The sequence below is a fragment of the Halomonas halophila genome, assembly GCF_030406665.1.
Taxonomy (GTDB): domain Bacteria; phylum Pseudomonadota; class Gammaproteobacteria; order Pseudomonadales; family Halomonadaceae; genus Halomonas; species Halomonas halophila.
Window position 1 is genome coordinate 2860174 of the sequence record NZ_CP129121.1, and the last position, 24330, is coordinate 2884503.

The 24330-nt window shown below is 68.9% G+C and carries 18 protein-coding genes; 6 read left to right on the plus strand and 12 right to left on the minus strand.

The genetic code is table 11. From position 1 onward, the window contains the following. The first annotated feature begins 12 nt into the window (after positions 1–12). Together QWG60_RS13485 and QWG60_RS13490 are read left to right on the plus strand one after the other, a co-directional pair. Positions 13–528: a hypothetical protein gene (locus tag QWG60_RS13485; RefSeq protein WP_146909947.1), complete on the plus strand. Its 516-nt coding sequence runs from the start codon at positions 13–15 to the stop codon at positions 526–528. Between the two features lie 246 nt (positions 529–774). Continuing rightward, positions 775–4716: a hybrid sensor histidine kinase/response regulator gene (locus QWG60_RS13490; RefSeq protein WP_146909966.1), complete on the plus strand. Its 3942-nt coding sequence runs from the start codon at positions 775–777 to the stop codon at positions 4714–4716. 137 nt (positions 4717–4853) lie between these two features. On the opposite strand, the gene QWG60_RS13495 is transcribed toward QWG60_RS13490, so the two are convergent. From QWG60_RS13495 to QWG60_RS13505, 3 genes are all read right to left on the minus strand, one after another. Continuing rightward, on the minus strand, positions 4854–5519 hold the full coding sequence (locus tag QWG60_RS13495; RefSeq protein ID WP_035597503.1) for a LuxR C-terminal-related transcriptional regulator: 666 nt from the start codon (positions 5517–5519) through the stop codon (positions 4854–4856). A 201-nt stretch (positions 5520–5720) separates the two neighbouring features. Beyond that, positions 5721–7670: an acetate--CoA ligase gene (gene acs / locus QWG60_RS13500; protein WP_046078238.1), complete on the minus strand. Its 1950-nt coding sequence runs from the start codon at positions 7668–7670 to the stop codon at positions 5721–5723. A 150-nt stretch (positions 7671–7820) separates the two neighbouring features. After that, the gene (locus tag QWG60_RS13505; RefSeq protein ID WP_146909950.1) at positions 7821–8381 is read right to left on the minus strand and encodes a SprT family zinc-dependent metalloprotease; all 561 of its coding nucleotides are present in this window, start codon (positions 8379–8381) and stop codon (positions 7821–7823) included. A 65-nt stretch (positions 8382–8446) separates the two neighbouring features. Between QWG60_RS13505 and QWG60_RS13510 the strand changes: the two genes are divergently transcribed. Further along, entirely contained in the window at positions 8447–9118 is a 672-nt protein-coding gene (locus QWG60_RS13510; protein ID WP_146909952.1) for a YecA/YgfB family protein, read from the plus strand. Between the two features lie 106 nt (positions 9119–9224). On the opposite strand, the gene QWG60_RS13515 is transcribed toward QWG60_RS13510, so the two are convergent. Further along, a complete protein-coding gene (locus QWG60_RS13515) occupies positions 9225–10346 on the minus strand; it encodes a phospholipase D-like domain-containing protein (protein ID WP_107181532.1) in 1122 nt (373 codons plus the stop codon). A 136-nt stretch (positions 10347–10482) separates the two neighbouring features. Between QWG60_RS13515 and plsB the strand changes: the two genes are divergently transcribed. Beyond that, positions 10483–12924 carry a glycerol-3-phosphate 1-O-acyltransferase PlsB gene (gene plsB, locus QWG60_RS13520; RefSeq protein WP_107181533.1) on the plus strand — a complete coding sequence of 814 codons (2442 nt, stop codon included), beginning with the start codon at positions 10483–10485 and terminating at the stop codon, positions 12922–12924. Positions 12925–12930: 6 nt separating this feature from the next. Here the strand turns inward: plsB and QWG60_RS13525 are convergent, their stop codons facing one another. The 6 genes from QWG60_RS13525 to ampD form a co-directional block, all read right to left on the minus strand. Then, entirely contained in the window at positions 12931–13692 is a 762-nt protein-coding gene (locus QWG60_RS13525; RefSeq protein WP_107181534.1) for a class I SAM-dependent methyltransferase, read from the minus strand. Then, the gene (gene tsaB, locus QWG60_RS13530; RefSeq protein ID WP_146909954.1) at positions 13689–14393 is read right to left on the minus strand and encodes a tRNA (adenosine(37)-N6)-threonylcarbamoyltransferase complex dimerization subunit type 1 TsaB; all 705 of its coding nucleotides are present in this window, start codon (positions 14391–14393) and stop codon (positions 13689–13691) included. Before tsaB ends, QWG60_RS13525 begins: the two co-directional genes overlap by 4 nt. 165 nt (positions 14394–14558) lie before the next feature. Continuing rightward, complete coding sequence (adk, locus tag QWG60_RS13535; protein WP_046078245.1) at positions 14559–15215, minus strand: adenylate kinase; 657 nt, start codon at positions 15213–15215, stop codon at positions 14559–14561. A gap of 233 nt (positions 15216–15448) precedes the next feature. Beyond that, positions 15449–17434, minus strand: a complete 1986-nt coding sequence (aceF, locus tag QWG60_RS13540) for a pyruvate dehydrogenase complex dihydrolipoyllysine-residue acetyltransferase (RefSeq protein WP_146909957.1) — start codon at positions 17432–17434, stop codon at positions 15449–15451. A gap of 73 nt (positions 17435–17507) precedes the next feature. After that, positions 17508–20183 carry a pyruvate dehydrogenase (acetyl-transferring), homodimeric type gene (aceE, locus tag QWG60_RS13545; RefSeq protein WP_035597529.1) on the minus strand — a complete coding sequence of 892 codons (2676 nt, stop codon included), beginning with the start codon at positions 20181–20183 and terminating at the stop codon, positions 17508–17510. 336 nt (positions 20184–20519) lie between these two features. Continuing rightward, complete coding sequence (ampD, locus tag QWG60_RS13550; RefSeq protein ID WP_106487915.1) at positions 20520–21089, minus strand: 1,6-anhydro-N-acetylmuramyl-L-alanine amidase AmpD; 570 nt, start codon at positions 21087–21089, stop codon at positions 20520–20522. A gap of 77 nt (positions 21090–21166) precedes the next feature. Here ampD and nadC point away from each other — a divergent pair, with 77 nt between their 5' ends. Then, positions 21167–22018: a carboxylating nicotinate-nucleotide diphosphorylase gene (gene nadC, locus QWG60_RS13555; protein ID WP_146909959.1), complete on the plus strand. Its 852-nt coding sequence runs from the start codon at positions 21167–21169 to the stop codon at positions 22016–22018. A gap of 12 nt (positions 22019–22030) precedes the next feature. On the opposite strand, the gene QWG60_RS13560 is transcribed toward nadC, so the two are convergent. After that, a complete protein-coding gene (locus tag QWG60_RS13560) occupies positions 22031–22552 on the minus strand; it encodes a GNAT family N-acetyltransferase (RefSeq protein ID WP_046078249.1) in 522 nt (173 codons plus the stop codon). A gap of 113 nt (positions 22553–22665) precedes the next feature. On the opposite strand from QWG60_RS13560, the gene tsaA reads away from it, so the two are divergent. Beyond that, positions 22666–23385 carry a tRNA (N6-threonylcarbamoyladenosine(37)-N6)-methyltransferase TrmO gene (tsaA, locus tag QWG60_RS13565; RefSeq protein ID WP_146909961.1) on the plus strand — a complete coding sequence of 240 codons (720 nt, stop codon included), beginning with the start codon at positions 22666–22668 and terminating at the stop codon, positions 23383–23385. A 211-nt stretch (positions 23386–23596) separates the two neighbouring features. On the opposite strand, the gene purC is transcribed toward tsaA, so the two are convergent. Then, positions 23597–24310: a phosphoribosylaminoimidazolesuccinocarboxamide synthase gene (gene purC, locus QWG60_RS13570; RefSeq protein ID WP_035597543.1), complete on the minus strand. Its 714-nt coding sequence runs from the start codon at positions 24308–24310 to the stop codon at positions 23597–23599. Between the last annotated feature and the right edge of the window lie 20 nt (positions 24311–24330).

Here is a 24330-nt window from a genome sequence, read left to right on the forward strand (position 1 = left end):
AGGACGACCTCGATGATTTGGCACTTGATCGCGGCGGTCTTCGCCGGACTCGGCGCAGCGGGCATCGCCCTGCTGCTGCGCACCCTGACCGCCAAGCGGCTGCCTCGCTGGATCGTGCCGGCCTTCGCCGGCCTGGGCATGATCGCCTACCAGATCCACCACGAATACACCTGGTTCGACCACAAGCGCGCTCAGCTGCCCGACTCCACCAGGGTGGTGGCCAGCGAGCAGCGGCCCGCCTTCTGGCGCCCCTGGACCTACGTGGTGCCGCTGACCACGGCCTTCACGGTGATCGACGAGGACGGGCTGTCGCGCTCGCGGGCCGACGACGAGCCGCTGGTGGAGTTCATCCTCTACCGCTTCGAGATGGGCGCCGCCGACCGGCTGATGCATCGGCCGCACCTGCTGAACTGCGCCTCCGGCGAGCTGGTGCCGCTCGACGACGAAAGCGGCCGTGCGCAGACCGAGGCCATGCGCCGGCTCGACGACGGCGACCCGCTGCGCCGGGCGGTCTGCACCGCCGCCTGAAAGCCTGATGCTCGGGCATCAATGAAGGGCACCTCCGCCAGGGTCGAACCGGCCGTCAGCAAGCCTCCGCGGAGACGCATGAATACATCCCTGTAGCTCCCGGCGCCATCCATGGCGCAGGAGCTCCGCTTCGGCTTGCCCACGGCGCCACTTGACGAGTCGTCTCGTCCCGATGCTGATGCACCCTCGAACATGGACAGCATTCCACCGGGCCTTAGAATGGTCGGGAACCCGAGGGAGATGACCATGTTCGCTGGCTGGCTGCTGATCGCCGTTTCACTGCTCTATATCGCCGTGCTGTTCGCCATCGCCTGGCGCGGCGACCGCATGGCCCGCCGCCACGGCGCCAGCCGTCGTCGACCAGTGATCTACAGCCTGGCGCTGGCGATCTACTGCACCTCCTGGACCTTCCATGGCGCCGTCGGCCAGGCGGCCACCTCGGGCTGGTCGTTCGCCAGCATCTTCGTCGGGCCGATCCTCACGCTGCTGCTGTTCTGGCCGGTGCTGGCCAAGATGATCCGCGTCGCCAAGCACCAGAACGTCACCTCCATCGCCGACTTCATCGCCTCGCGCTACGGCAAGACGCAGTCGCTGGCGGCCTTCGCCAGCCTGGTGGCGCTGATCGGCACCCTGCCCTACATCGTGCTGCAGCTGAAGGCCGTCTCGACGTCGTTCAGCGTGCTGACCGAGGCCTCGGACATCACCCGGGCGCCGCTGTTCGGCGACACCGCCTTCTACGTCGCCGCGGTGATGGCCCTGTTCGCCATCCTCTTCGGCACCCGCCACACCGACGCCACCGAGCACCACGAGGGACTGATCCACGCCGTGGCCTTCGAGTCGCTGGTCAAGCTGGTGGCCTTCCTGGTGCTCGGCGCCTACGTCACCTGGGGCATGTTCGACGGCCTCGGCGACCTGCTGGCCTTCGCCGACATCCAGCTGCAGCTGCAGCGCCAGCTGGCCCAGCAGGACTTCGGCCAGAGCTTCTGGGCCCAGACCCTGCTGGCGATGCTGGCGATCCTGTGCCTGCCGCGCCAGTTCCACGTCGCGGTGGTCGAGAACACCCATCGCGACGACGCCGCCAAGGCCCGCTGGCTGTTCCCGCTCTACCTGGCGGCCTTCGCCTTCTTCGTGCTGCCGCTGGCCGCGGCCGGCCTGACCCTGTTCCCCGACGGCAGCGTCGACCCCGACAGCTACGTGCTGGCCCTGCCCATGGCCGCGGGCAGCGAATGGCTGGCGCTTTTGACCTTCATCGGCGGCTTCTCGGCGGCCACCGGCATGGTGATCGTGGCCGCGGTGGCGGTCTCGATCATGATCTCCAACGAGATCGTCATCCCGGCACTGTTCCGGCTGCGCTGGTTCGACACCAAGGCCCGGGACTACGGCCGGCTGGTGCTGCGCGCGCGGCGCATCACCATCGCCGCGATCCTGGCGCTGGCCTACGGGGCCTATCAACTGATCGGCGACTTCAGCTCGCTGGCCGCCATCGGCATGCTGTCGTTCGCCGCCGCCGCCCAGTTCGCCCCGGCGCTGATCGGCGGGCTCTACTGGAAACGCGGCAACCGCCTGGGCGTGATCGTCGGCATGAACGCCGGCTTCGCCATCTGGGCCTACAGCCTGCTGTTGCCGGCGATGATCGGCGCCGGCGTGCTGCCCCAGGCCTGGCTCGACGGCGGCCCGATGGGCATCGGCTGGCTGTCGCCCACCTCGCTGTTCGGTCTCAACGTCGGCGACGGCTTCACCCACGGGGTGATGCTGTCGCTGGGCGTCAACCTGGTGGCCTACATCTTCGTCTCCCAGATGACGCCACAGCGGGTGGTGGAACGCATCCAGGCCTCGCTGTTCGTCGACAGCGTCGAGACCCGCCAGACCTCGGTGAACCGCCCCTGGACCGGCGCCACCACGGTCGGCGACCTCAAGGTGCTGTGCCAGCGCTTCCTGAGCGCCGACCAGGTGGGCCGGGCCTTCGACGACTACGCGCGGCGCACCGGCACCCCGCTGGACGACAACGCGAGGGCCTCGATCGACGTCATCCAGTTCACCGAGCGTTTCCTGGCCTCGGTGCTCGGCGCGTCCTCGGCACGCATCGTGGTCAATTCCGCCCTGCAGGGCCGCGGCATCGGCATCTCCGACGTGATCTCCATCGTCGACGAGGCCTCCCAGGTGCTGGAATTCAACCGCGCCCTGCTGCAGGCCACCATCGAGAACATCAACCAGGGCATCAGCGTGGTCGACCAGAACCTGCGCCTGGTGGTGTGGAACCAGCGCTACCTGGAGCTGTTCCGCTTCCCCGACCACCTGATCCGGGTCGGCGCGCCGATCGATCGCATCTTCCGCTACAACGCCCACAACGGCGAGTACGGCCCCGGCGACCCCGAGGAACACGTGCAGCTGCTGCTCGACAACATCCGCGAAGGCCAGCCGCACCGTTACGTGCGCTACCGCCAGGACGGCAGCGTGCTCGAGGTCCAGGGCAACCCCATGCCCGGCGGCGGCTTCGTCTACACCTACCAGGACATCACCCAGCAGAAGCGCACCGAGGAGGCGCTGATCCGCTCGGAGAACAACATCCGCATCTACACGGACAACGTGCCGGCGCTGATCGCCTACTTCGACAAGGACTGCCGCTACCTCTTCACCAACCGCGCCTACGAGCAGGCCTTTTCCATCGACCGCAACGCGGTGATCGGCCGCCCGCTGCACGAGGTGCTGCCGTCGGACATGCACCGCGAGCGCGCGCCCTGGATCGAGCGCGCCCTGGACGGCGAGCGGGTCAGCTTCGAGGTCTCGCTGACCCTGGCCGAAGGCATCCGCTACATGCTGGTGACCTACACGCCGCACTTCGGCGACAGCGGGGCGATCCTGGGTTTCTTCGCCCTCTACCAGGACATCACCGAGCGCCGCCGCGCCGAGATCGCCCTGCAGGAGACCAACGAGACCCTGGAGGAGCGCGTGCGCGAGCGCACCCAGGCGCTGTCCGAGGCCAACGCCGCGCTGCGCCAGGAGAACCGGGTACGCGCCGAGGCCGAGCAGGCATTGCGCCAGGCCAAGCAGGTCGCCGAAGACGCCAACGCCTCCAAGACCCGCTTCCTGGCCGCCGCCAGCCACGACCTGCTGCAACCGCTCAACGCCGCGCGGCTGTTCACCTCGGCGCTGTCCCAGGACATGCAGGCCGACGAGATGCGCCGCACCATCGGCCATATCGACAACTCGCTGCAGGCCGCCGAGGAGCTGCTCGGCACTCTGCTCGACATCTCCAAGCTCGACGCCGGGGCGCTGACTCCGCGGCGCAGCCACTTCGCCCTGGCCGACGTCTTCCGTCCGCTGCGCGCCGAGTTCGAGGTGATGGCCGAGGACCGCGGCCTCGACCTGGTGGTGGTCCCCACCCGCCAGTGGGTCGACAGCGACGCCCAGATGCTCCGGCGCATCGTGCAGAACTTCCTGTCGAATGCCATCCGCTACACCCAGGAGGGGCGGGTGATGCTGGGCTGCCGGCGCCAGGGCGAGCGGCTGTCGATCGAGGTCTGGGACTCCGGCCCCGGAATCCCCGAGGCCAAGCAGGCCGAGATCTTCCAGGAGTTCCGCCGCCTCGACCAGACCTCACGTCACAAGGAGAGCGAGAAGGGCCTGGGGCTGGGGCTGTCGATCGCCGATCGCATGGCCCGGGTGCTCGATCACCCGATCCGGGTGCGTTCCTGGGAGGGCGTGGGCACCGTGTTCTCGGTCAGCGTGCCGACGGTGGCCGCCCGCGAGGAGGAACGCCGCGAGGAAGCCAGGCCCAAGCGCGCCGGCAACAAGCTGGCCGGCAAGCGCATCCTGTGCATCGACAACGAGTCGCTGATTCTCGAAGGCATGAAGGCGATGCTCTCCGGCTGGGGCTGTGAGGTCTTCACCGCCACCTCGATCGGCGGCGCCAAGTCGGTGCTGCGCCACCTGGACGCCGACCCCGACGCGATCCTGGCCGACTATCACCTCGACAACGAGGTCACCGGCCTGATGGCCATGGAGGCGCTCGGCGAGCGACTCGAGGGCGCGGTGCCGGGCATCGTGATTACCGCCGACCGCACCGAGGAGGTCGCCGAGGAGATCAAGCGCGCCGGCTACCAGCTGCTGCTCAAGCCGGTGCGCCCCGCCGCCCTGCGCGCGCTCTTGACCCGCACCCTGCAGGCCAGCCGCGCGCCTAGCGCCTAGCTGGAAGCTGGAAAGCTGGAAAGCTGGAAAGCTGCGTAAATGAAACTGCCCCCACGGCAAGGCCATGGGGGCGACTTTTCTTCCAGCCTCAAGCTGGTGGACGCGAGGCGCCGTTCTTCCGGCGTCTCGATCCCGGCTCAGGACTGCTCCACCTTGGGCGGCTCGACCTCGAGCTTCTGGGCGGCGATCACCGCCTGGGTGCGGGAGTGCACGCCGAGCTTGCGCAGGATGGCGGTGACGTGGGCCTTGATGGTGGCCTCGGAGACGTTCAGCTCATAGGCGATCTGCTTGTTGAGCAGGCCCTCGGTGAGCATGTTGAGCACCCGGAACTGCTGCGGCGTCAGCGAGGCGATGGCCTCGGCGAAGCGCGCCTCCTCCTCGTCGGCCTCGCCCAGCGCATCGGCCATCTCCTCGGGCAGCCATACCTCGCCGTCGAGGATCTCGCCCACCGCTTCCGCGATCAGCGACAGTGACGACGACTTGGGGATGAAGCCCGAGGCGCCATAGTCGATGGCGCGGCGTACCACGTGCAGCTCGTCACTGCCGGAGACCACCGCCACCGGGATGTCGGGCGTCTGGCCGCGCAGCTGGATCAGCCCGGAAAAGCCGTGGGCGCCGGGCATGTGCAGGTCGAGCAGGATCAGATCGGCGTCCGGATGCCGGGTGACGACCTCGGTGGTGGCCTCCATGGTATCGGACTCGACGATTTCCGCCTGGGGGGCGACCTGGCGCAGCGCCTGGGTCAGGGCCGCGCGGAACAGCGGATGATCGTCGGCGACGATGAACTTCTGGGCAAAGGCCATGGATTCTCCTCCGGATCCGGGAGCAGCGGGGGCCGTCCGCCGCCTTCGGGACGCAGTGTTTGTTATCGGCATGTTACCCCATGGCCGAGGAGATGCCCAAGCGATCGTCGCCAGCTTGTCGACAATCTTGCCTCGTGCCATGAAGAAGCCGGCCCGCAGGCCGGCTTTCAGGATTGTAAGACTCCCCGGGGGGAGCCGTCATCAACGGTTGGCGCGATGCTCGATCAGGTCGTCGACCACCGACGGATCGGCCAGGGTGCTGGTATCGCCCAGGCCATCGCACTCGTTGGCGGCAATCTTGCGCAGGATGCGGCGCATGATCTTGCCCGAGCGGGTCTTGGGCAGCCCCGGCGCCCACTGGATGACGTCCGGCGAGGCGATCGGCCCGATGTCCTTGCGTACCCACTTGGTGAGCTCCTTCTTGAGCTCGTCGCTGGGCTCCACGTCGTCGGCCAGGGTCACGTAGATGTAGATGCCCTGCCCCTTGATGTCGTGGGGGAAGCCGACCACGGCGGCCTCGGCCACCGACTCGTGGGCCACCAGCGAGGACTCGATCTCCGCGGTGCCCATGCGGTGACCGGAGACGTTGAGCACGTCGTCGACGCGGCCGGTGATCCAGTAGTAGCCGTCCTCGTCGCGGCGGCAGCCGTCGCCAGTGAAGTACATGCCCTTGTAGGTGCTGAAGTAGGTCTGCAGGAAGCGCTCGTGGTTGTTCCAGATCGAGCGTGCCTGGCCCGGCCAGGCGTCGAGCATCACCAGGTTGCCCTCGGTGGCGCCCTCGAGGATGTTGCCCTCGTTGTCCACCAGCGCCGGCTGCACGCCGAAGAACGGCAGGGTCGCGGAACCGGGCTTGAGGTCGGTGGCGCCGGGCAGCGGCGCGATCATGATGCCGCCGGTCTCGGTCTGCCACCAGGTATCGACGATCGGGCAGCGCTGCTTGCCGATCACCCGATGGAACCACTCCCAGGCCTCGGGGTTGATCGGCTCGCCGACCGAGCCCAGCAGGCGCAGGCTGTCGCGGGAGCTGGAATCCATGACGTCGTCGCCGTGGGCCATCAGCGCGCGCACCGCGGTGGGGGCGGTGTAGAGGATGTTGACCTGGTGCTTGTCGACGATCTCGCCCATGCGGCCGTTGGTCGGGTAGCTGGGCACGCCCTCGAACATCAGGGTGGTGGCGCCGTTGGCCAGCGGGCCGTAGACGATATAGCTGTGGCCGGTCACCCAGCCCACGTCGGCGGTGCACCAGTAGATATCGCCGTCGTGATAGTCGAACACGTAGCGATGGGTCAGGGCCGCGTGCAGCAGATAGCCGCCGGTGGTGTGCTTGAGGCCCTTGGGCGCGCCGGTGGAGCCGGAGGTATAGAGGATGAACAGCGGGTCCTCGGCCCCCATCTCCTCGGCCGGGCAGTCGGTGGACTGCGGGTCGACCTGCTCGTGGAACCACAGGTCGCGGCCCTCGTGCCAGTCGATCTCGCCGCCGGTGCGCTGGACCACCAGCACCTTCTCGCAGACGTCGCTGCCCTCGCGGGTCAGGGCGGCGTCGACGTTGTCCTTGAGCGGCACCTGCTTGCCACCGCGCACGGATTCGTCGGCGGTGATCACCACCCTGGAGCCGGCATCCTTCACGCGCTGGGCCAGGGCGTCCGGGGAGAAGCCGCCGAACACCACCGAGTGCACCGCGCCTATGCGGGCGCAGGCCAGCATGGCCATGGCGGCCTCGGGAATCATCGGCATGTAGAGGGTGACGGTATCGCCGCGCTTCACGCCCATGTCCTTGAGGGCGTTGGCCAGCTGGCAGGTACGCTCGTGCAGCTGACGATAGGTCAGGGTCTTGGAGTCCTTGGGATCGTCGCCTTCCCAGATGATCGCGGTCTGATCGCCGCGGGTCTCGAGGTGGCGATCCAGGCAGTTGCTGCTGACGTTGAGGCAACCGTCCTCGAACCAGCGGATGTCGACGTCATGGGTGTCGAAGACGGTGTGCTTGATCTTGCTCGGCGCCTTGAACCAGTCGAGGCATTCGGCCTGTTCGGCCCAGAAGCCCTCCGGATCGTCCAGCGAGCGCTGGTACATGGCCTGGTAGGTCGCCTTGTCGGCCCAGGCCTTGCTGGCGAAGTCATCGGGTACCGGATAGACGTGCGGTTGATCACTCATGGAGTTGCCTCTGTCCTTGGGGTGGTCCCTTCAGGTTGACGATGCCGATCGCGGCGACCGGCGCCATAAGATGATTTCAGCATACTCCTCCGTTGACGCGCCTTCCCCTTAGACATTGGTATGAACGTTTTTCTTTTCTATAACAATACCTTAAGAGGGTTCATCAAGATCCCTTAGGCCCATATAGACCAAGGTCTCGGCACAATGTCGACAACGGTAGGCGCGCCCGGAGCGGGCCAGGTCATGGCGCCGCGCGGTGAAGGCGTGCTCGCGACAGCCGCAGCGGTAGCGATGCGGCGCGGGGCTCGCGCGGCCGGTGTCGAAGCGATGGGTGGTGCGGGGCGCGAGCCCGAACAGCCGGCGCATCACGGTGCGCCATTCATGGCCGTGAGGCTTGGCCTGGGGGCCGCCCTCGAGGTGATGCACCAGCCAGTGGGCCATCTCGTGGGGCACCACCTCGACCAGAAAAGCGTGGCGATTCTCGTCGAACAGCACCGGATTGAAGCGCAGTCCGCCGCGGCCGAAATGTGCCTGCCCCGCCGAGCGGCCGCGCAGGTCCAGCCACACGCCGGGCCGCGGCAGGGCCGGATGCACCTCGCGGCACAGCGCATAGGCGGCCTCGACCCGCTCGCGCAGTGCCGCCCGCCCGGCCTCGGCATCGAGGCCGGCCAGCCAGTGCGGGTCGGGGTCGGGCAGCGCGGGAGCGGTCATGGGATGCTAGAATGGCGCTCCGTTTAGATGGCGTAAAGCCCCGCCGACACCAGCGAGTGAGAGACATGTCAGACGACAAGCCACAGCCCCTGCCGCTCCTCGACGACGAGGCCCTGGACCGCCTGGACGACTTTCTCGAGTCGGACGGCGTCGACGCCGACGCCCTGGACCTGATCGGCGCCCACGGTTTCCTGGTCGCCCTCGCCGTCTCGCCCAGCGACGTGCCCCCGGCCACCTGGGTGGCGGAGCTCTTCCACGGCGAGCCGACCTTCGCCGACGACGCCGAACGCGAGGAGGTGCTGGGGCTGCTGGAGCAGCTGCGTGCCACCGCCATCGAGGTCCTGGAGGGCGGCGGCCTGCCCGAGCTGCCGTTCGATCTCGAGCTTGGCGGCGTGCCGCCCGAGGAGACGCCGATCGGCGACTGGTGCGCCGGCTTCATGGAAGGCGTGTTCCTCGACGAGCCGGCCTGGTTCGCCGAGGACGAGGAGACCGCCGCCACCCTGCTGCTGCCCTTCATGCTGCTCTCCGGGCTGTTCGGCGACGAGCCGGACATGGCCGAGCTGGCCAAGGACGGCGACCGCCTCGAGAGCCTGACCGCCCAGCTGCCCGAGCTGGTGCTGGATCTCTATCTCCACTTCCGAGTGCCGCCGGAAACGCCCAAGCCCAAGCCGCGCCGCAAGCAGCCCGCCGGCCAGAGCAAGGGCAAGGGCAAGGGAAAACCGAAGCGCAAGAAGTAAGCTGGAAGACCGCATGAGCCCGACGACCTCGGGGTCACGGGTTTTCTTCAAGCTTCCAGCTTCTGCCCGCGAAGCGGGCGTTCTTCCAGCTCCGGGCGACGCCTGGCTAGCGCAGCCGCGTCAGCCATCCATCCAGGGTGCCGTACAGCCACTCCTTGAGGCGCTGCAGCCGCGGCCGGCGCGCCCAGGCCTCGACGTGAATCTCGCGGCTGGCAGCGAAGTTGCGCTGGAACAGCTCGGCCACCTCACCGGCCAGCCGTGCGTCATCCACCTCCTGATTGGCCTCCAGGTTCCACTGCAGGCTCCAGTGATCGAAGTTGCACGACCCCAGGCTGACCCAGTCGTCGGCCAGGGTGAACTTGGCGTGGATGAACGACGGCTGGAACTCGAAGATACGCACCCCGGCGCGCAGCATCCGCCCGTAGAAGCGCTGGCCGGCGTAACGCACCCCGGGGTGGTCGTGGCTGGCCCCGGGCAGCAGCAGGCAGACCTCCACACCGCGGCGGGCGGCGCGCACCAGACGACGCCGCAGGCTCAGGGTCGGCACGAAATAGGGCGTGCAGATCCAGATGCGCCGCTGCGCCCCGCTCACCCGCCGCTGCAGCGAGTGGCGGATCGCCTGGTAGCGATAGCCCTGGCCCCAGACCACGCGTCCACGCATGCCGTGATAGCCCTCGCGAACGGGGCTGTCGCCGCCCAGGCCGTGTACCAGCGCCGGCGCGCCCGCGCCGCGGCTCAGCGGCGAGTCCCACAGGCTCGAGAACAGCCGCACCCAGTCCGCCACCACCGGCCCCCGGATGCGCAGGGCCACCTCGTACCAGGCCTCGAGAAACTCGTCGACCAGGCCGAAGCCGCCGGTGAAGGCCACCTCGCCGTCCACCACCACCAGCTTGCGATGGTCGCGGGTCAGGTTGCGGGCCAGCGAATGCCAGCCCAGGGGATTGAACCAGCGCAGCGCCACGCCGGCCGACTCGAGCCGCCGGCGATCCTCGGTGGCGAGCCCCATGGCGCCATAGCCGTCGAGCAGTAGCAGCACCGTCACGCCGCGCGCCGCGGCGCGGCTCAGCGACTCGATCACCGCACTGGCCAGGCGCCCGGACTCCATCAGGTAGAGCTCGACCAGCACCGAGTGGCGGGCGCCATCAACGGCCTCGAACATGGCCGGCAGGAAGCGCGACGCCTCGGGCAGCAACTCGAACCGATTCCCCTCTCGCCACATGCCGTGCATGACGCCTCCCTGGCCATGATGACAGGCGGCCATTGACGCACGTTTGCCGAGGCGGGAAAAGCCGGACCGCCAACGCCTGACCCGGTGCGGCCGGCATGCGTATACTGGCCGCACATGCGACCACACAGGCAATCGGATGGCCGACTCCCGCTGGCGCCCGCTGCGCCGACTGCTCCATGCCTGGGTGCGGGTGCGCCACCGCGAACCCGCCCCCGAGGCGCTGGGCCTCGATCCCGAGCTGCCGACCGTCTACGTGCTGCCCCGCCCGGCGCTCTCCGACCGCCTGCTGCTCGAATGCCTGACCGAGCGCGACGGCCTGCCGTCCGCGGCGGTGCGTCGGTCCAAGGGCGATGAGGCACCGCCTCCCCTGCTGGCCCTGCCCGACCCGCGCCGGCGGCAGCGAAAACCGACCCTCCTGCGGCACCTGATCGAGCGCGGCGAGGACGTGCAGCTGGTGCCGGTGAGCGTGTTCTGGGGTCGCGCCCCGGGCAAGCGCTTCGGCCTCTGGCCGCTGCTGGCCGCCGACGACTGGCGGCTCACCGGGCGGCTTCGGCGCCTGCTGGCGGTGCTGGTCAACGGCCGCGACCTGGAGGTGCACCTGGGCGCACCGCTGCGCCTCTCGGAGCTGGCTGACGGACGCGATCCGGCCCTCCTCGAGCGCAAGGCCGCCCGCCTGCTGCGCGTCCACTTCCGGCGCGTGCGCGAGCGGGTGCTCGGGCCGGACCTGTCCCACCGCCGCACCCTGATCGCCGGCGTGGTGGCGAGCCCCGAGGTCCAGGCCACCATCGACAAGCAGGCCGGCGGCGACGAGGCCCGTCGGGAGCGGCTGCGCCGCCGTGCGGGGCGCTACGGCCGCGAGATCGCCGCCAGCATGAGCTACCCGGCGCTGCGTTTCCTCGACGGCCTGCTCGGCCGGCTGTGGCACCGCCTCTACGACGGCATCGACCTGCGCGGCATCGAGCGCGTCAAGGCGCTGGCCGGGCACCACACCCTGGTCTACGTGCCCTGCCACCGCAGCCATATCGACTACCTGCTGCTGTCCTACGTGCTCTACGAACAGGGGCTGATGCCGCCGCACATCGCCGCCGGCCGCAACCTGGACATGCCCGTGATCGGCCCCCTGCTGCGCCGTGGCGGCGCCTTCTTCCTGCGCCGCAGCTTCCGCGGTCAGCCGCTCTACGCGCGGGTCTTCGACGAGTACCTGCACCGCCTGCTGTCCCGCGGCCACAGCCTCGAGTACTTCATCGAGGGCGGGCGCTCGCGCAGCGGCCGGCTGCTGGCGCCACGCCCGGGCATGCTGGCCATGACCCTGGGTTCCTTCCTGCGTCGCCCCGCCGCCGGCCGGCCGCTGTCGTTCGTGCCGGTCTACATCGGCTACGAGCGCATCCTCGAGGAGGCCAGCTACCGGCGCGAGCTGGCCGGCGGCGCCAAGCGCAAGGAGAGTCCGCTGGCGCTGCTCGGCGTGCTGGGCAGGCTGCGCGAGCCCTACGGCCGGGTCACGGTGAACGTCGGCGAGCCGCTGGACCTGGCGACCTTCCTGGACACCCATCAACCGGACTGGCGCGCGGCCATCGGCGAGCCCCGTCCGACCTGGCGCGCCTCGGCGGTGTCCCGGCTGGGCGAGACCCTGGCCCGGCGCATCAACGCCGCCGCCACCCTCAATCCGGTGAACCTGGTCGCCCTGGGGCTGCTGGCCACGCCGCACCGGGCCATCGAGGCCGAGCTGCTCGAACGCCAGCTCGCGCTGCTGGCCGAGCTCAAGCGCCCGCGCCCCGGCGACGAGGGCCACCCCCTGCCCCCCGGCAGCCCACGGGACTGGATCGATCACGCCCGCGCCCTGGGACTGCTCGACTATCGACCGCACCCGCTGGGCGACCTGGTGGCCGCCGACGACCACCAGGCGGGCCGCCTGGCCTGGTATCGCAACAACGTGCTGCACCTCTACGCACTGGCCGGCCTCGTCGCCTTCGCCTTTCGTCATCAGGCCCGCCATGGCCGCGACGCTCTGGCGGCGCTGCTGGCACCGGGCTGGCCGGTGCTGGAGCACGAGCTGTCGATCGAGGCGCCGGCCGACTTCGAGGCGGCGCTGGACGCCACCCTCGCCCAGCTCGCCGAGGCCGGGCTGCTGATCGAGGAAGGACAGGGATGGCGACGCGCCGAGGGGCTGGCCGAGGCCGAACAGCTGCGCATGCTGGGACGGCTGATCCGTCCGACGCTGGAGCGCGGCTACCTGCTGGTCGCTGCCCTGCTCGGCGAGGCGCCGGGCCACTTCGACCACGACGGCCTGGCGAGTCACGCCCGCCAGCTCGCCGAGCGCCTGGCACGGCTCACCGGGCGCGACGCCCCGGAATTCTTCGACGCAAGGCTGTTCGACGGCCTGCTGGAAAGCCTGGAACGCGAGGGCTGGCTGACGGTCCGCGACGACCGCCTGCACTATGAAGAGACTCTGCGCGAGGCCGCGCGGCGCAGCCGGACGCTGTTCGACCCGGCGCTGCGCCATCGGCTGGAGCGGATCGCCGCCCGGCGGATCGCCGCGCGAGGAGCCTCCGGAGAGCATGCGGCGACGCCGGGCGACTAGCGGGGACTAGTCGCTCAGGGCACGATGGACATAGAGGTCGTAACGGCTGGTCTTGCCCTCCAGCACGTGGCGCGGCGCAGGCCCCTCGATGGGCGGCGCCTTGCGTGGCCGCTTGACCACCACCCGATGGGTCGCCACGTCCAGCGCCGCTTCCAGCAGCCTGGGCGCGTCGGCGTCGTCTCCGGCCAGCTCGCGGAACAGCCGCATCTCCTTCTTCACCAGCGCCGACTTCTCGCGATGGGGAAACATCGGGTCCAGATGGACCACCTGGGGCGCGATGGAAGACTGCGCCACCAGGTCGGCGAGCTCGCGGCTCGCGTCGCCATGGGCCAGGCGCAGCCGGGCGGCGATCTCGGCGGTGTCCGGGTCCGCCATGGCGCGCGCCAGGCCGTCCTCGAGCAGTGCGGCGATGGACGCGACCCGCTCGACCATCAGCACCTCGGCGCCGAGCGTCGCCAGCACGAAGGCATCGCGGCCGAGCCCCGCGGTGGCGTCCACCACCGAGGGCGTGGCGCCCTTGCCGAGCCCGCAGGCCCTGGCGATCAGCTGGCCGCGGCCGCCGCCGAAGCGGCGCCGGTGGGCCGCCTTGCCCTCGACGAAGTCCACCGCCAGCGGCTTGCCGTAACGCTTGGCATCGCCGGCCAGCACCAGCCGGCCGTTCTCGCGGCCGAGCCGCAGCGGCGGCGCCTCGCCCGACGCCAGCGCGTCGGCGTCGGGCAGCCCCCAGCGCGCGGCCAGGGCCGCGTCGTTGGCCGCGACCGCACTCATCGGCTCTTCTGCCAGGCGACCCGGTCGCGCAGGTAGACCGGCAGCACCTCGGCGGCCGGGCGCCCTTCACCGGCCTCGAAGGCATCGGCGGCCAGGCGCACCATGTCCTCGGCGGCGGCCTCCTGCTCGGGCAGGCACAGGCTCATGCCGGCCTGCACGTCGGCCGGCATGGCGTCCCACAGGGTCCAGCCGGAGCCCACGCCGACCCAGTCGTGATCGGCATGGGCCTCGGGCAGGCGCAGCCGTTCGGGCGGCAGCACCGCCTCCTCGGCCAGGCACTCGACGCGGCCGTCGAAGCACTGCCAGGCGGCGGCGTAGATCTCGCCCATGCGCGCGTCCAGCGCGGTGACCAGGTAGCGGTAGCGTTGGCGGAGATGCGCGCCCAGGGCCAGCGCCTGCAGGGTCGAGACCCCGAGCAGCGGGCGGTCGAGGCCGAAGGCCAGGCCCTGGGCGGCGCCGGCGGCGATGCGCAGGCCGGTGAAGGACCCCGGGCCATGGCCATAGGCCACCGCGTCCAGCTCGGCCGGGGCGACGCCGGCCTCGGCCAGCACCTCGTCGACCATCGGCATCAACCGGCGGGTATGGGCTCGGGGAGTGAGTTCGAAGCGGGAGATCACCTCGTCGTCGACGCCCTCGCGACGCCGCAGCAGGGCGGCGGAGCAGGCGCTCGAGGAGGCATCCAGGGCCAGCAGGATCGGCATGGGTCTCTAACGGTGCGGGAAGTGTCGGGGCATTATACGACAACGGCCCGCGCGATGCGGGCCGTGGCCGGAATGAAGAAAAGTGCGGGATTCCGTCGCGAGCGAAGACAGGTGGGGGCGCCTAGCCTGGCCGCCGCCGGAGCGCAGAAACCGGACAGCCTTTTCTCAGCTCTCGAGGGCGGCGATCACCTGCCCGGTGATGTCGTCGACGCTGCCCACGCCTTCCACCTTGTGGTAGGCCGGCGCGGCATCGGGTTCCTGCTGCGCCCACTGCTGGTAGTAGTCGACCAGCGGTGCGGTCTGCTCGTGATAGACGGACAGGCGATTGCGCACGGTGGCTTCGCTGTCGTCGTCGCGCTGGATCAGCGCCTCGCCGGTGACGTCGTCCTTGCCCTCTTCCTTCGGCGGATTGTGGTCGACGTGGTAGACGCGGCCGGAGGCCGGGTGCACGCGACGGCCGGCCAGGCGGTTGACGATTTCCTCGTCGGGCACGGCGATCTCGAGCACGTGATCGAGCTTCACGCCCGCTTCCTTCATGGCGTCGGCCTGGGGAATGGTGCGCGGGAAGCCGTCGAACAGGAAGCCGTTGGCGCAGTCCGGCTGGGCGATGCGCTCCTTGACCAGGGCGATGATGATGTCATCGGATACCAGGCCGCCGGTGGTCATGATCTCCTGGACCTTGAGGCCCAGCTCGCTGCCTTCCTTGACGGCGGCACGCAGCATGTCACCGGTGGAAATCTGCGGAATGCCGTAGCGCTCGCAGATGAACTGGGCCTGGGTTCCCTTGCCGGCGCCCGGCGCGCCCAACAGGATCACTCGCATCGAACTGCTCCTTGGAAGTGGTGGTGGATTCGAAAAAGAGGAGAAATGGAGAATAGCGAACCATACCGGGGCGACCGTCGTCACACAAGCGACACACGGGCCACAAGGCCCTGAGTGCGCGAGAAAATCCCGTGCGATCAAGGAGCTGGCGGTTCTAGCACTTTGGTATTCCCCGGCCCGGAAACGCCGACGGCGCCTTGCGGCGCCGTCGGTCGTGGCTCACTCGTTCTCGATCAGAGCAGCAGGCGACGGATGTCCGTCAGCATCTGGCCGAGGAAGGCGGTGAAGCGCGCCCCGTCGGCGCCGTTGACCGCCCGGTGGTCGAAGGAGAGCGACAGCGGCATGATCAGCCGCGGCTGGAAGGCCGCGCCGTCCCACACCGGCTTCATCGACGCCTTGGAGACGCCGAGGATGGCGACTTCCGGCGGGTTGACGATCGGCGTGAAGGCGGTGCCGCCGATCGAGCCCAGGCTGGAGATGGTGAAGCAGCCACCGGTCATCTCCTCGCGCTTGAGCTTCTTCGACTGCGCCTTCTTGGCCAGCTCCACGGACTCCTTGGCCAGATCGATCAGCGACTTCTGGTCGGCGTCGCGAATCACCGGAACCATCAGGCCGTCCGGCGTATCCACGGCGATGCCGATGTGCACGTACTTCTTCTGCACCACGGTCTCGCCGTCGCTCTTCAGGCTGACGTTGAACTGCGGGAACTTCTGCAGCGCCACGGCGCAGGCCTTGATCAGGAACGGCAGCGGCGTGAGCTTGGCACCCTGCGCCTCGGCCTCGGCCTTCATCGACTTGCGGAAGGCCTCGAGCTCGGTGATGTCGGCCTCGTCGAACTGGGTGACATGCGGAATGTTGACCCAGCTGCGATGAAGATTGGTGGCGCCCATCTTCATCAGGCGACCCATCTTCTTCTCTTCCACCTCGCCGAACTGGCTGAAGTCCTGGTCCGGGATCGGCGGAATGCCGGAACCGCCCTCGGCCGCGGCCGGCGCCGCAGCCGGTGCCTTGGCCTGACCCGACATCACCTGCTTGACGTAGGCCTGGACGTCTTCCTTGAGCACCCGCTCCTTGGGACCGCTGGGCTTGACCAGGGCGAGATCGACGCCGAACTCGCGGGCCAGCATGCGCACCGCCGGACCGGCGTGCACGCGCTTGCCGTCACGCGGCTTCTCGGCGCTGGCCGGGGCACTCGCGGGCGCGGCGGCCTTGGCCGGCTGTTCCGACTTGGCCGGGGCCTCGGCCTTGGGCGCACTCTGCTGCTGAGGAGCGGCCTTCGGCGCGGCGCCGGCGGTCTCGATGTAGCCGATCAGGTCACCTTCGGAGACGGTGTCGCCTTCCTTGACGGTCAGCTCGACCAGCTTGCCCGCGAACGGGCTCGGCACGTCCATGGTGGCCTTGTCGGACTCCAGGGTGATCAGCGGGTCTTCCTCGGCCACCTCGTCGCCGACGCTGGCGGCGATCTCGATCACCGGCACGTCGCTGGAACCGGACAGGTCCGGCACGCGAACCTCGCGACGCTCGGGCTCGCCGCTGGCTTCCTCGGCCGGGGCGGCCTCGGCGGCCGGAGCCTGCTCGGCGGGTGCGGACTCGGCTTCCTCGGCCGGCGCCTCGTCGGCGCCACCGGCGATCTGGATGGTGCCGATCACGTCGCCTTCGGAGACGGTATCGCCTTCCTTGACGGTGAAGCTGGCGATCTTGCCGGCGTGCGGGCTCGGCACGTCCATGGAGGCCTTGTCGGACTCCAGGGTGATCAGGGTGTCCTCGGCGGCCACCTCGTCGCCCTCGGACACCGCGACTTCGATGATCTCGACGTCGCTGGCGCCGCCCAGGTCGGGCACGGTGATGTCCACGGTCTGGCTGCCGCCGGACGCGGGCTTGGCGGCCGGCGCCGGCCGGGACTCCGCGGCCGGCTCGGCCGGCGCTTTCGAGGCGGGCTCGGCGGCTTCGGCGGGCTGCTCGGGCTCGGCGTCGCCGCCGCCCTCGACCTCCAGCTCGACGATGTCGTCACCCTCGGAGACGGTGTCGCCTTCCTTGACCAGCACCTTGACGACCTTGCCGCCCTTGGGCGACGGCACGTCCATGGAAGCCTTGTCGGATTCCAGGGTGATCAGGGAGTCCTCGGCGGCGATGACGTCGCCGACCGCCACCGCGATCTCGATGATTTCCACATCGGTGTCGCCACCGATGTCGGGCACTTTGATGATTTCGCTACTCAAGGTCGCGCTCCTTCAAACTCTTCACGGGGCGGGCCTTTCGACAGGCCCGCCATGCCACCGGTCGGTCGACGCCTCAGACAGAGAGCGGGCTCGGCTTGCTGGGGTCGATACCGTACTTCTCGATGGCCTCGCCGACGACCTTGCGATCGATCTCGCCGCGGTCGGCCAGCGCCTTGAGCGCGGCCACGGTGACGAAGTAGCGGTTGACCTCGAAGAAGTGACGCAGCTTCTCGCGGGTATCGGAGCGGCCGAAACCGTCGGTTCCGAGCACATGATAGTCGGTCGGCACCCAGGCGCGGACCTGGTCGGCGTACAGCTTCATGTAGTCGGTGGAGACGATGGCCGGACCCTCACGGCCTTCCAGGCAGCGCGTGACGTGCGGCTTGCCCGGCTCGTCGGCCGGATGCAGGAACGCCTGACGGTCGACTTCCAGGGCCTCGCGACGCAGCTCGTTGAAGCTGGTGACGCTCCAGATGTCGGCGCCCACGCCCCACTCCTCGGCGAGCATCTCGGCGGCGGCCTCGACCTCGCGCAGGATGGTGCCGGAGCCCATCAGCTGGACCCGCTTGTCGCCCTGGGTCTCGCGCAGCAGGTACATGCCCTTGATGATGTCGTCGGCAGGGACCTCCTCGAGGGCCGGCTGCTCGTAGTTCTCGTTCATCACCGTCAGGTAGTAGAAGCAGTTCTCCTTGTCGGCGAACATGCGCTTCAGACCGTCCTGCACGATGACCGCGACCTCGTGGGCGTAGGTCGGGTCGTAGCTGCGGCAGTTGGGGATGGTCGAGGCCTGGATCAGGCTGTGACCGTCCTGGTGCTGCAGGCCCTCGCCATTGAGGGTGGTACGACCGGCGGTGCCGCCGACCAGGAAGCCGCGCGCCTGCATGTCGCCGGCGGCCCAGGCCAGGTCACCGATGCGCTGGAAGCCGAACATCGAGTAGTAGATGTAGAACGGCAGCAGCGGCAGCCCGTGGTTGCTGTAGGAGGTCGCGGCGGCGATCCAGGAGGACATGGCGCCGGCCTCGGTGATGCCCTCTTCGAGCACCTGGCCGGCCTTGTCCTCGCGGTAGAACATCAGCTGGCCCTTGTCCATGGGCTCGTACTTCTGGCCCTCGGAGGTGTAGATGCCGAGCTGACGGAACATGCCTTCCATGCCGAAGGTCCGCGCCTCGTCGGGCACGATCGGCACGACCTGCTTGCCGAAGCCCTTGTGCTTGACCAGACCGTTCAGGATCCGCACGAAGGCCATGGTGGTGGAGACCTCACGGCCCTTGGAGCCGGCGGTCTGGGAGGCGAAGATCTTGTCGTCGAGACCCGGGATGTCGAGCGCCTCGAAATCCGGGTTGCGCGCCGGCAGGTAGCCGCCCAGGCGCTCGCGCTGGAGATGCATGTACTTCATCTCCGGGCTGTCGTCGCCCGGCTTGTAGTACGGCATCTCGTTCTCGATGGCCTCGTCGGACACCGGGATGCCGAAGCGGTCGCGGAAGCTCTTGAGCACGTCCTGATCGTCGATGGACTTGATCTGGTGCGCTTCCATGTCGGCTTCGCCGCCAGCGGCCCCCAGGCCGTAGCCCTTGACGGTGTGCGCCAGGATCACGGTGGGACGGCCGCTGTCGTTGTGGAAGGCCTCGTGGTAGGCCGCATAGACCTTGAACGGGTCGTGGCCGCCGCGGTTGAGCTTCCAGATGTCCTCGTCGGACATGTCCTTGACCATCTCGGCGGTTTCCGGGTACTTGCCGAAGAAGTGCTCCCGGGTATAGGCGCCACCGTTGGCCTTGCAGTTCTGGTATTCGCCGTCGACGGTCTCGTCCATCAGCTTCTGCAGGACGCCCTTCTTGTCCTTCTCGAACAGGGTATCCCAGTGGCGACCCCAGACGACCTTGATGACGTTCCAGCCGGCACCGCGGAACACGCCCTCGAGCTCGTCCATGATGCGGGAGTTGCCACGCACCGGGCCATCGAGACGCTGCAGGTTGCAGTTGATGACGAAGTTGAGGTTGTCGAGCTTCTCGCGGCTGGCCAGGTGGATCGCCCCCAGGGTCTCCGGCTCGTCGCACTCACCGTCGCCCAGGAAGGCCCAGACCTTGCGGTCCTGCATCGGCTGCAGGCCACGCTGGTCCAGGTACTTCATGACGTGGGCCTGGTAGATGGCCATGATCGGGCCGAGGCCCATGGACACGGTGGGCAGCTGCCAGTAGTCCGGCATCAGCCAGGGGTGCGGATAGGAGGACAGGCCGTCGCCGTCGACTTCCTGGCGGAACTTGTCCATCTGCGCCTCGGTGAGGCGCCCTTCCAGGAAGGAGCGCGCATAGATGCCCGGCGCACTGTGGCCCTGGATGAACACCAGGTCGCCCTTGAAGTCGCCGTTGGCCGCGCGGAAGAAGTGGTTGAAGCCCACGTCATAGAGGGTCGCCGAGGACATGAAGCTGGCCAGGTGGCCGCCGATGCCCTTGTTGGCCTTGTTGGCCCGGGTCACCATCGCAGCCATGTTCCAGCGGATCAGCGAGCGGATACGACGTTCCATGAAGAGATCGCCGGGCATCGGCGCCTCGCGGTGCACCGGAATGGTGTTGCGGTGCGGCGTCGTGACCGAGAAAGGCACCTGCATGCCGTCATGGCGATAGCGATCCGCCAGGCGGGTCATCAGATACCGGGCACGTTCCTCGCCCTCGCGATCCAGTACCGATTCCAGGGAATCCAACCATTCCGCGGTTTCGACCGGATCGAGATCTTCTCTTGTCTCAAGACTCATAGACGTCTCTCCGAATGACGTTGGGGGCAACAGCCCCCAGCAAGGGGGTGTGGCGCATGATGACGGTCATGGAAGGATCACCTCCATGCCGGAATATTTCTGTTGTAGTCGTTTTACAAGTCAGCACGACTAAAGTCGGCGGGTGCGCCGACGATACCGCAAACGCTGCCGACTGCCAATTGAAGCAGACATGGAAAGCCTTTTCAAAACTTTGAAATCGGATGCCAGTTCCCGTTTCCTGCTGAATCGAGCCAGATCGACGGCGTTATCCGATTTCATCGCCGCTTCGCCGACACGTTTCCTCGACACGCCATGGGCTTTTATAAAACAGTTTTATTACGAAAGAATGGCCGTGGCGGCCAGGCGCTGGCGAAAATAGGCCCAGTCGAAGGCCGGCCCGGGGTCGGTCTTGCGTAGTGGCGCGACATGGGCATGGCTGGTGATGCGCGCCTCGCTCATCGCCGGATAGCCCGCCAGCAGCGCTCGGGTCGCCCGGGCCAGGGCCTCGTACTGGGCCGCGGTATAGGGCGAAACCTCGTCGCCCTCGAGCTCGATACCCACCGAGAAGTCGTTCAGCCCCTCGCGCTCGACCCCGCCGTCCCGCCAGCGCGAGCGGCCGGCGTGCCAGGCCCGATCGTGGAAGGGCACGAACTGCACGCATTCGCCGTCGCGACGAATCAGCAGGTGCGCGGAGACCCGAAGCCCGGCGATCTCGGCGAAGAACGGGTGGGCGTCTGGCTCCAGGCGATTGGTGAACAGCCGCTCGATGGCATCGCCGGCGAACTCGCCCGGCGGCAGGCTGATGGAATGCAGCACCAGCAGCGAAACCTCGCCGGCCGGACGTGCGTTGTGGTTGGGCGACGGCACCCGCCGGGCATCCGCCAGCCAGCCTTCGTGAATCGGCATCTTTCCCCCTGACGTCGGTCCTGACCTTTCCCCTATAATGAACGCCCCTAGCTTCCCCGCACAGAGGCCACGCCACCATGCATTATCAGGACGCCCTCGCCGAAGAGATCCGCAACAGCGCCGCCCGGCTGCTGGCCGAGGACGTCGGCCCCGGTGACATCACCGCCGAGCTGATCCCCGAGAAGGAGTGGGCCCGGGCCCGGGTGATCACCCGCGAGCCGACGGTGCTGTGCGGCGTGGCCTGGGTCGACGAGCTGTTCCGCCGCCTCGACGCCCGGGTGGCACTGCGCTGGCAGGCCGCCGACGGCGACCGCCTCGAGGCCGGGGCGCCGCTGCTCGAGCTGGAGGGACCGGCACGCAGCCTGCTCACCGGCGAGCGCGCGGCGCTGAACCTGCTGCAGACGCTGTCCGCCACCGCCACTCGCACCCGGCACTACGTGGACCTGCTGGACGGCACCGGCGTGGGCATCCTCGACACCCGCAAGACCCTGCCCGGCATGCGCCTGGCGCAGAAATACGCCGTGACCTGCGGTGGCGGCCTCAACCACCGCATCGGCCTCTATGACGCCTTCCTGATCAAGGAGAACCACATCGCGGCCTGCGGCGGCATCGCCGCGGCGGTCGAGGAAGCCCGACGCATCGCCCGCGACCTGCCGGTGGAAGTGGAGGTGGAGACCTTCGAGGAGCTCGACCAGGCACTGGCCGCCGGCGCCGACATCATCATGCTCGACAACTTCTCGCTCGACGACATGCGCGAGGCGGTGCGCCGCAACGAGGGGCGCGCCATCCTCGAGGCTTCGGGCAACGTCGACGAGACGACCCTCCAGGCCATCGCCGAGACCGGCGTCGACCGCATCTCCAGCGGCGCCCTGACCAAGGACGTCAAGGCGATCGACCTGTCGATGCGCTTCCTGGAACAAGGCGCCTAGGCGGCGCCCGACTCAGGCCGGCTGCGGCGCCAGCGGCTTCTCCAGGCGCCGGCGCGGCAGCCGTTCGCCGCCACGCTCGACCCATTCCTCGCGCACCCGGGACCAGCCGCGGCGCTCCAGGCCATCGGCCATCACCAGGCTGGCGTCGATGCTCAATCGCTCGCCACCGCGCTCGCGCACCAGGCGCTCGGCGTGCCCCAGCAGGGCACCGCCGATGCCGCGCCGGGCCAGCGACGGCCAGACGTAGAGCGACTCCACATGGCCGCGGGGCAGGTCCAGCTCCAGGAAGGCCACGCAGCGACCGTCACAGGTCGCCACCAGGGTGGTGTAAAGCGCATGCCGCGCCACCCAGGCACTGCCCTCGCGGGGCAGCACCGCCGCCCAGGCCTGCCGGGCGGCCAGCGTGTAGTGGCTCATGGCGCCCTGCATGACGGCATGATGGAAGACCTCGGCCTGATCGCCGCCGTCCTGGGCGCGAGCCTCGCGGTAGAGAATGCGCGGCGCCGCGTCGTGCGGAGATTCGAACTGACCCATGAGGGACACCCTGCGAAGATGAAGACGCCCAGAGACTACCGAAGCGATGCCGCCGCGCCAATGCCCATGGCAAGGGCGGCGCATCATCGCCCCGGCGACCCGCGGACGCGCGCATGAACGAGACGCCCCGAACCTTCGACCTGACGCCCATCGGACGCATCGAGAGCGACTACCCCGACAAGTTCGGCATTCCCCGCCAGCCGGGGCTGGCCGACGCCGCCCGGGCCAGCCTGGTGCTGACGCCCCCCCACGACGATCCGCTGGCGGTGCGCGGCCTGGAGGCCTTCAGCCACCTGTGGGTGACCTTCGTCTTCCACCTGAGCCCCGAACGCTGGACGCCGCTGGTGCGGCCGCCGCGCCTGGGTGGCAACGCGAAAGTGGGCGTGTTCGCCAGCCGCAGCACCCACCGCCCCAACCGCCTGGGGCTGTCGCTGGTCGAGCTCGAGGGCATCGACGTCGAGAATGGCGTGCGCCTGCGGCTGCGCGGCGCCGACCTGGTCGACGGCACCCCGGTGCTCGACATCAAGCCCTACCTGCCCTGGGCGGAATCGCGCCCCGAGGCCCGGGCCGGCTTCGCCCCCGAGGCGCCGAGCGCCCTGCCCGTGCGCCTGACGCCGATGGCCGAGGCGGCGCTGGCCGCCCGCCCCGACGGCGCCTCGCTGCGCGCACTGATCCAGCAGGTGCTGGCCCAGGACCCACGCCCCGCCTATCGCCGCGGCGCCGAGGAACGCATCTACGGCGTGCGGCTGCGCGACGTCGACGTGCGCTTCCAAGCCCTCGCCAGTGAGACCGGCGAGACAGCACTGGAGGTCGTCGAGATCGTGGCGGCGTAGAGGCAGAGAGCAGGAACACAGGCTTTCATGGGGTCAGACCCCGGCCAGGCCATCCTGCCTGTGGTCGCGCACCTCGCCTGCCGCGGCGAGACCGCCGGGGTCTGACCCCATGACGGCACCACTCCGGCGCGCATCTCGCCTATGCCGAGTGCCGGATGTCAGAAACGACGAAGGGCCCCGCAGGGCCCTTCGTTCGGCATGGCAGACGTCTTCAAGAGAAGTCGACGCCGATCCGCTTGCCCACCTCTTCGTAGGCCTCGATCACGCCGCCCAGCCCCTGGCGGAAGCGGTCCTTGTCCAGCTTCTCGCGGGTCTCGGCGTCCCACAGGCGGCAGCCGTCCGGGGAGAACTCGTCGCCCAGCACGATCCGGCCCTGGAACACGCCGAACTCGAGCTTGTAGTCCACCAGCAGCAGGTCGCCGGCGGCGAACAGCGCCTTGAGCACCTCGTTGACGCGGAAGGTCAGCGCCTTCATCTCGGCCAGCTGCTCCGGGGTCGCCCAGCCGAAGGTCTCGGCCAGCGACTCGTTGATCATCGGGTCATGCAGGGCGTCGTTCTTGAGGAACAGCTCGAAGGTCGGCGGATTCAGCTCGCTGCCCTCTTCCACGCCGAGGCGCTTGACCAGGCCCCCGGCGGCGATGTTGCGCACCACGCACTCGACCGGAAGCATGTCCATGTTCTTGACCACGCACTCGTTGTCGCCGAGCAGGCCCTCGAAGTGGGTCGGGATGCCGGCTTCCTCGAGCTTGCCCATGATGAAGGCATTGAAGCGGTTGTTGACCTTGCCCTTGCGCTCCAGCGACTCCATGCGCTCGCCGTCGAAGGCGCTGGTGTCGTCGCGGAAGTGCAGGATCAGGCGATCCGGGTCATCGGTGGCGAAGACGGACTTGGCCTTGCCGGCATAGAGTTCTTGGCGCTTTTCCATGGGAGCCTCCACAGGCAACA